This window comes from Terriglobales bacterium, assembly GCA_035624475.1.
Lineage (GTDB): Bacteria > Acidobacteriota > Terriglobia > Terriglobales > Acidobacteriaceae > DASPRL01.
Genome location: DASPRL010000116.1, coordinates 1 through 7,695, shown reverse-complemented (window position 1 = coordinate 7,695; position 7,695 = coordinate 1). Strand labels below are relative to the sequence as shown.

Sequence of the window (7,695 nt, the reverse complement as noted above, 5' to 3'; positions counted from 1 at the left end):
GTGGTGGCGAACATGCACATCATGTCGCGTGTGGGCGACCGGGTGCTGGAGGTACTCGCCACCGATGGTGACTTCGTGAAAGGGCTGCACTCGGTGGGTGCCCCGCTCGCACCCAACCAGCAGGACTCCACCTGGCCCTGCAACGCCGAGCACAAGTACATCTGCCACTTCCCCGAGACGCGCGAGATCTGGTCCTTCGGCTCCGGCTACGGCGGCAACGCGCTGCTGGGCAAGAAGTGCCATGCCTTGCGCATCGCCTCGGTGCAGGCCCGCGACGAAGGCTGGCTGGCCGAGCACATGCTCATCCTCAAGCTCACCAACCCGCAGGGGAAGTCCAAGTACGTCACCGGCGCCTTCCCTTCGGCCTGCGGCAAGACCAATCTGGCCATGCTCATCCCCACCGTGCCCGGATGGAAGGTGGAGACGGTGGGCGACGACATCGCCTGGATGAAGTTCGGGGCCGACGGCCGCCTCTACGCCATCAATCCCGAGGCCGGCTTCTTCGGGGTGGCGCCCGGCACCAGCATGAAGTCCAACGCCAACGCCATGCTGACCGCGACCCGCAACTCCATCTTCACCAACTGCGCCCTCACCCCCGACGGCGACGTCTGGTGGGAGGCCATGACCGACGACAAGCCCGCCGAGCTCATGGACTGGCTGCGCCGCCCCTGGAGCCCGCAGACCGGGCGCAAGGCGGCGCATCCCAACGCCCGCTTCACCACCCCCGCCAGGCAGTGTCCCTGCATCGCCAAGGAGTGGGAGGACCCCAAGGGCGTGCCCATCGACGCCATCCTCTTCGGAGGCCGGCGCGCGGGCGTGGTGCCGCTGGTGGTCGAGGCCTTCGACTGGCAGCACGGCACCTTCCTGGGCGCCACCGCCTCGAGCGAGACCACGGCCGCGGCCGCCGGCAAGGTTGGCCAGTTGCGCCGTGATCCCATGGCCATGCTGCCCTTCTGCGGCTACCACATGGGCGACTACTTCGCGCACTGGCTCAAGATCGGCCAGCGTGCCGGCGCCCAACTGCCGCGCGTCTACTATGTCAACTGGTTCCGTACCGACGAGCAGGGCAAGTTCCTGTGGCCGGGCTACGGCGAGAACAGCCGCGTGCTGAAGTGGGTCTTCGAGCGCACCGATGGCACCGGCCACGCCGTGGACACGCCCATCGGACGCATGCCCGCGCCCGCCGACCTCGACCTGGCCAGCCTCAACCTCCCTGCCGCCAGCGTGGAGACGCTGCTGAGCGTGGACGTGGAAGGCTGGAAGAAGGAAGTGCCGCTCATCCGCGAGCACTTCGCCAAGTTCGGCGCCCACCTGCCCGAGGGACTCAAGCAGGAGGTCGACCAGCTCGAGCAGCGCCTGCAGCAGGCCTAGCTTCGCTCTACATTCCGGGCGGCACGAACTCGGTTCGTGCCGCCCTTCTGCTATTCTGGCCACTGATCACTGGCCACTGGCCACTTCTATGTTCGCCCGCACGATCCGCGTGGAATACGAAGCCGAAGCCGGCGTGAAGCCTCGGCCCGCGCCCCTGGCCTGGCTCGACAGCTTCGCCATGCGCAACTTCACCAACGATCCCGCCTTCGACGACACCCTTCCCACCGGCGACGGCGAACTCCAGATCGGCGCGCGCGTGCCCCTGGAGAAGCTCCAGGCCGCGATGGAAGACTGGTTCCGCCGAAAGGGTTATCTGAAAAAAGAGGCGCGCTTGCGGGTGGAAGAGCGTCGCGGCTAGCTGGCGGTCCCGGCGGTGATCTGGCCTTCGCGGCCGACCTTCAGGATCATCAGCACCTTGTCGTCGATGTGGGGGCCGCCCACCGCGAACAGGTTCACCTCGGCCAGCACCGCGTCCACGATGGCCTGGGCGGGTTTGTTCTTGTGCCGCAGCACCGCCTGCGCCAGCCGCTCGGTGCCGTACTCCTCTTCCTCCACGTTGGCGGCTTCCAGGATGCCGTCGGTGCAGCACACCAGCAGGTCGCCGGGCGCCAGCTTCACCGCGCCCCGGTTGTATTCGGAGTTAGGGAAGAGCCCCACCACCGTCCCGCCTTCCTCCAGCAGCTTGTACTGCCCGGTGTCGCCGTGGATGAGGATGGGAGGCACGTGCCCGGCGTTGATGTAGTGCAAGCCATTACGCCGCGTGTCCACCAGGCCGAGGAAGATGGAGAGGAACTTCTCCGACTTGGTGTCGTTGTAGATCATCTCGTTCAGCGAGAGGGCCAGCACCTCCAGCGAGTGCAGGTGCATGACCAGGGCGCGCAGCGTGGCCTGCAGGTTCGACATCACCAGCGCCGACGACACTCCCTTGCCCTCCACGTCGGCCACCACCAGCAGCAGCGTCTGCGGGCCCAGGTTGAGGAAGTCGTAGTAGTCGCCTCCCACCTCGAAGCAGGGCTCGTTCATCACCGCGATCTCGTAGCCGGGCACGATGGGCGGCGACTCCGGCAGCAGGCTGCGCTGGATGCCCCGCGCCAGCGCCAGTTCCTTCTCCAGGCGCTGCTTCTCCACCACCTCGCGGTGCAGGCGCGCGTTCTCCAGCGCCATGGCCATGTGCCCGGAGAGCTTGGTGAGGAAGTCGGCGTCGTCCTCGCTGAAGCGCCCGTTGCCCACCTTGTTGAGCAACTGGATCACGCCCACGATCTCCCCAGTGTGGTGGCGGATGGGCAGGCAGAGCAGCGACTTGGTGCGGAAGCCGAACTTCTGGTCGAAGCTGCGGTCGAAGAACTCCAGGCTGTAGGCGTCCTCGACGTTGATGACCTCGCCGGTGGTGGCCACTCGCCCCGCCACGCCCTTGCCCTGGGGCACCCGGATCTCCTGGTGGTCGAGCCCGGAGGCCACGATCGACCACAACTCCCCGGTCTTGTGGTCCACCAGGAAGACGGTGCCGCGGTCGGCCTTCACCTCGCTGCGCGCGATCTTCAGGATCAGGTCGAGCAACTCGCTGAGGTCGAGGGTGGAGTTCAGCAGCCGCGTGGCTTCGAACAGCAGCGAGAGCTGGGTGATGAGCTTCTGGCTCTCCTCGGCTTTGAGCGAGTCGCGCGCGGTCACGCTGGTGATCTCGCTGTACACCTGCCACCACTTGAGCAGGTCGCGGTCCACCTCCGCGGCCGAATAGTTGGCGGAGACTCCCACCAGCCGCCCCTTGGCCACCAGCGGGTAGGCGGAGAGATAGCCCAGGCCGGTGCGCTGGGCAAAGTCTTTCTCGTCGGCGCCCAGGGCGGGCAGCTCCGCGCTCTCCACCGCCTGCCGCGTCTGCAGGATCTTGCCGATGGGTCCCTGACCCTCGGTGACGTAGTCCTTGCGGTGGGTGGCCTGCCTGCCGGCGGCGTGGGTGAGGTAGGCGGAGCGCGAGGAGTCGTCCCACAGCCACAGTTCCGAGCGCTCGGCGTCGAACTCGCTGACCAGGATGTTGGGGATCTGGGCCAGGATCTCCTCCGGGGTGTGGGGGACGGAGAAGCGCTGCACGGCGTTGGCGAAGGCGGCGATGTAGTCCTTGCGCCCGGCCTTGCTCTTGCCCTTCTCCGCTACTCCGGCTTTGCTGTCCACGCGCGGAACCCTTCCTCGCTGTCGAATTGTGCCGGCTCAGCCACGCATAGCCCGAACGGGCAGTCGTTCACCGGCCCAGGATGGGGATGCTCCAGGGAGATTCGGCGCCTACTATATGCGCCTCCCAGGGCAGTTGTAAATGGGTAACGGGGGGCTTGCGTAGGGGCGGATCTTCGATCCGCCCCCTCCCCCGATTGTCATCCTGAGCGAGCTATGCCGCCCCCTCAAAATCCTGTCATCCTGAGCGAGCGCGACCCAACGCCGAGCGCATGCGAGGCCGGGAGGGAGCGCGCAGCGAAGGACCTATGCTTTTCGCGGCTCTGGCGCATACCGATGGCGCTCATACCACTCTTCACTCAAGTCCCGCCACTCCGGATTCATGGAGACAATGAGCGCCATCTTCTTCAAGCGGGTCATCCCCTTGATCTGCTTCTCCCTCACGATGGCGTCGCGGATATCCTCGAAGCGCTCGAAGTACACCAGGCGGTCGATCTTGTACTTGCGGGTGAAGCCCGCGTCCCAGTGGTTCTTGTGCTGGAAGACCCGCTTCTCCAGGTTGCTGGTCACGCCGGTGTAGAGGGTCTTCGACCGGTTCGTCAGGATGTACGCGTAACCAGGCTTCACTAGCTCAGGCTACCCCCCAGCGGGGAAAATGCATAGGTCCTTCGCTCGCCCTCCTTCCCCCTCTCCCGCAGGGCGGGATCGGCTCAGTCGGCCTCGCTCAGGATGACGATGCATGAGAGGTGTATCGCGATCTTGATCGGAATGGCTCCGCGTGGAATGATGCCTAGGTCAATGCCCGACCACGCCGCCAATCAGGGTCGTCAGAAGCGCGGCTTCGAGCTTCTGGCCAAGGCCATGCCAGGGTTCTACGTTCCCACTTCGGCCCAAAAGGGGCGCCTTCTAGAACTGCTGGGCATCAGCCGGAAGTTCAAGCAGACCTTTGACGCCATTCGACTGGGCGTAGCGAGCTTTTCCGAAATACAGCCCGCCCGGGACTTTGATCTACTGGAAATCAAGACCACCGATAAGTGCCTGCCGAACCTCCCGGAGGGCTTCTTCTTCGGCCTGACAGAGAACGAAGAGATGTTGCTCCGGGTCTTAGAGGGGAAGTACTTCCTCTGTTTCGTCTCTCTTCACAGAGACTCTGTCGGCCATAAGTTGGCAAGTTGGAAAGACCTCCAGAAGCTGATTCAACACAAGCGCGTCCAGTACCAAATCAACCTTCGCGGTCCTCGCGCAAGGGCGCGCAACGTCGGCACGCCGTCCTAGCCGATCGCTGTATCATCGGGTTCGGGGGTACCTCGATTGAATTGCTACGAACGGGTCGGCAATGACAACGGATATCCGAGCTTGCTGAAGTGCTGCGGCTGCGGTCACACCGAAAACGAACACGACATGAGGTTCGACCAGCAATGCTGGGCCGGAGGAGGGCTGTGCGGCTGTAGCAAGTTCGAGCCGGCGGCACCGAAACGTGGCCGTGCTGGGCTCGAAGGTAGGCGTTCCCTGAATTAGAGGCTCCTTCCCGCCCAACTCACTCCTTGACATTTCAACCGCTCTCAGGTTATCTTCGCCTTATGTTCGCCTAGGCGAACGTGCGGTCGTGTGCGCCAACAGCTTCCGCACAGCGTCAACTGATCCCACTGATCTCTGTAGCTAAGTCCTTTATTTCCACTGATCCACGGAGGGGGTATGCCCCCAAGCCCTAGCCCCACACGCACCATCCAGGAAGCCTTCGCCGAGCACGCCCGCCGCATGCGCGCCGCCCAGCAGGCTCCCCGCTGCCAGCACGTCAAGACCGACGGCACACGCTGCGGCTCCCCTGCCCTCACCCAGCGCCCCTACTGCTACGCCCACGCCCAGATGCTGCGCCCCGCCGCGCCCCTGGGCCCGCTGCCGCCCCTGGAAGACGCCAACGGCATCCAGTGCGCCCTCATGCAGGTGGCCGACGCCCTGGTCCGCGACCAGATCGACCTGAAGCGCGCTGCCCTGCTGCTCTACGCCCTGCAGATCGCCAGCGCCAACCTTAAGCGCGTCCGCTTCGAGCCCTTGATGCCCGACGACGTGGTGAGAGAGGCAGTGGATAGTGAATAGTGGATAGTGGATAGTCCCATCGGGTGATCTGGCGATCGGGTGATCGGACGATTGCCAGGCCGACGCTGACCCCCGCCCACCGAGTACTGAGTACTGAGGTTACGGGCTTTAGCCCCTGAGGTCTTTGAAAACATAGATCCCTCGCATCGCGCTCGGTCGCATTCGCAGCCCCCTCGACAAGCTCGGGGTTTCGGTCGGCGGCTCGGACGCCGCCGATGCGCCTCAACTTCGCGCTCGCTCGGGATGACAATTGAAGAACAGTGGATAGTGGCTAGTGGTCAGTGGATAGGGTCGCTGCTTGTCGTCGCTACTTTCTCTTGCCCGCGAACAGGAAAGGGGGCCAAGGGAGCAGGATGAAGTAGCTGCTGCCCTTGGGCTTCTTCATCAGCGCCCCCACCATGGCTGAAGCCGGCACCACGATGGCGACCGCGGCCGTGATGATCATGAGACCGATGAGGAGGACCGCCCCCACCGTTACTCCCTTGGTCGCGCCCATGCCCAGGAGCACGTAGACCCAAATCTCTGCGGCCAGGGTGAGAAGGGCCAGGAAGCAGACCAGGATACAGGTTGCAATGGTGCGGATGCCCATAGCTACTTATCGTAGTGCAGCAGCGAGTGGACGTCGTAGCCGGTGAGCTTCTGGCGGCCCTTGAGGAAGTCGAGTTCCACCACGAAGCCCAGGCCGGCGATCTTGGCGCCCAGCGACTCGGCCAGCTTGACCGTGGCCTGGGCGGTGCCGCCGGTGGCCAGCAGGTCGTCCACGATGATCACGCGCTGCCCGGGCTGGATGGCGTCCTTGTGCATCTCCAGGGTGTCCTGGCCGTACTCCAACTGGTAGGTCCACTTGGCGGTCTCGGCGGGCAGCTTCTTGGGCTTGCGCACGGGGATGAAACCACAGTTCAGGCGGTAGGCGAGCGCGGGGCCGAAGATGAAGCCGCGAGCCTCGATGCCCAGCACCAGGTCGATGTCCTGCAGGATGTAGTGGGCGGTGAGGGCGTCGATGAGCAGGGCGAAGCCGCGCTTGTCCTTGAGCAGGGTGGTGATGTCGTAGAAGAGGATGCCGGGCTTGGGGAAGTCGGGGACCTCGCGGATGAGCTTCTTGAGGGCTTCGCAGTGGTTGCCGTTGGGCATGGCGGGTTACCAGGCTCCTTCGATGCGGAATGTGTCCAGGCCGGGGACAGGCTGGGCGGCGGCTTCGTCCACGGCGTCCACGCGGGCGGCGCGCGGGCCGGCCTGCAGGCGGCCCAGCAGGGTCGAGAGCTGCTGGCGTGAGCCCATGGCCAGGACCTCGACGCAGCCATCGTGGGTGTTGCGCACCCAGCCGTTGATGCCCAGGGTGCGGGCCTCGCGCTCCACGAACCAGCGGAAGCCTACGCCCTGCACGCGTCCGCGGACCAGGTAGCGGCGGGCGAGGATGTCAGTGGAAACCATAAATGCGGAATGCAGAATCGTCACAAATGCAGAATGAAGAATGAGAATGAAGAATGAAAGAAGGATTCTACAGGCTGCGCGTCATTCTGCATTCTTCATTCTGCATTCTGCAATGCTTTCGCGGGCTATGCCCGCGACAGGTACGCTCCCTCGCTGGTGTCGACGCGGATCTTCTCGCCCTCGTTGATGAAGGGCGGGACCTGCACCACCAGGCCGGTCTCGGTCTTGGCGGGCTTCATCACCGAGGACGCAGTCGCGCTCCTCAGGCCGGGTTCGGTCTCGACCACTTCCAGGTCCACCGTGGCCGGCAGTTCGATGCCGATGGGCTTGCCTTCGTAGAACTCCACCTGCAGATGGATGTTGGGGGTCAGATAGTCCACGGCGCCGCCCAGCACGTCCTTGGAGATGTGGGTCTGCTCGTAGGTTTCAGTATTCATGAAGTGATAGTTGTCGCCGTCGCTGTACAGAAACTCCATGGTGACCTCGTCCACCGTGACGCGGTCCACTGCGTCGGCGGAGCGAAAGCGGTGTTCGTACATCGCGCCCGTGCGCAGGTTGCGCAACTTGGCCTGAATGAATGCTCGCAGGTTGCCCGGCGTGCGGTGCTCGACGCTAAAGATGGAGTGCAAGTCA

The 7,695-nt window shown here is 64.5% G+C and carries 10 protein-coding genes; 4 read left to right on the top strand and 6 right to left on the bottom strand.

Going from position 1 to position 7,695, the window contains the following annotated elements; all coding sequences use genetic code 11:
- Window positions 1-1,371, top strand: a 1,371-nt coding sequence (locus VEG08_05050; protein ID HXZ27350.1) for a phosphoenolpyruvate carboxykinase (GTP), incomplete at its 5' end; no start/stop codon positions are given.
- An 88-nt stretch (window positions 1,372-1,459) separates the two neighbouring features.
- Window positions 1,460-1,729, top strand: coding sequence for a hypothetical protein (locus VEG08_05045; GenBank protein HXZ27349.1), 270 nt, complete (start codon window positions 1,460-1,462; stop codon window positions 1,727-1,729).
- Here VEG08_05045 and VEG08_05040 read toward each other — a convergent pair.
- Window positions 1,726-3,537, bottom strand: a complete 1,812-nt coding sequence (locus VEG08_05040; protein ID HXZ27348.1) for a SpoIIE family protein phosphatase — start codon at window positions 3,535-3,537, stop codon at window positions 1,726-1,728. The genes VEG08_05045 and VEG08_05040 overlap by 4 nt on opposite strands.
- Window positions 3,538-3,840: 303 nt before the next feature.
- On the bottom strand, window positions 3,841-4,161 hold the full coding sequence (locus VEG08_05035) for a GIY-YIG nuclease family protein (GenBank protein HXZ27347.1): 321 nt from the start codon (window positions 4,159-4,161) through the stop codon (window positions 3,841-3,843).
- A 171-nt stretch (window positions 4,162-4,332) separates the two neighbouring features.
- On the opposite strand from VEG08_05035, the gene VEG08_05030 reads away from it, so the two are divergent.
- Both VEG08_05030 and VEG08_05025 read left to right on the top strand, forming a co-directional pair.
- Window positions 4,333-4,809, top strand: a complete 477-nt coding sequence (locus tag VEG08_05030) for a hypothetical protein (GenBank protein HXZ27346.1) — start codon at window positions 4,333-4,335, stop codon at window positions 4,807-4,809.
- Between the two features lie 420 nt (window positions 4,810-5,229).
- On the top strand, window positions 5,230-5,631 hold the full coding sequence (locus VEG08_05025; GenBank protein HXZ27345.1) for a hypothetical protein: 402 nt from the start codon (window positions 5,230-5,232) through the stop codon (window positions 5,629-5,631).
- A gap of 307 nt (window positions 5,632-5,938) precedes the next feature.
- Here VEG08_05025 and VEG08_05020 read toward each other — a convergent pair whose 3' ends face one another.
- The 4 genes from VEG08_05020 to efp form a co-directional block, all read right to left on the bottom strand.
- A complete protein-coding gene (locus VEG08_05020; GenBank protein ID HXZ27344.1) occupies window positions 5,939-6,220 on the bottom strand; it encodes a hypothetical protein in 282 nt (93 codons plus the stop codon).
- A gap of 2 nt (window positions 6,221-6,222) precedes the next feature.
- Entirely contained in the window at window positions 6,223-6,762 is a 540-nt protein-coding gene (locus tag VEG08_05015; GenBank protein HXZ27343.1) for an adenine phosphoribosyltransferase, read from the bottom strand.
- 6 nt (window positions 6,763-6,768) lie between these two features.
- Window positions 6,769-7,062 (bottom strand): acylphosphatase, encoded by a 294-nt coding sequence (locus VEG08_05010; GenBank protein HXZ27342.1) that lies wholly within the window; start codon window positions 7,060-7,062, stop codon window positions 6,769-6,771.
- A 125-nt stretch (window positions 7,063-7,187) separates the two neighbouring features.
- Window positions 7,188-7,695 (bottom strand): elongation factor P (gene efp, locus VEG08_05005; GenBank protein HXZ27341.1); only part of this gene is annotated, 508 nt, incomplete at its 5' end.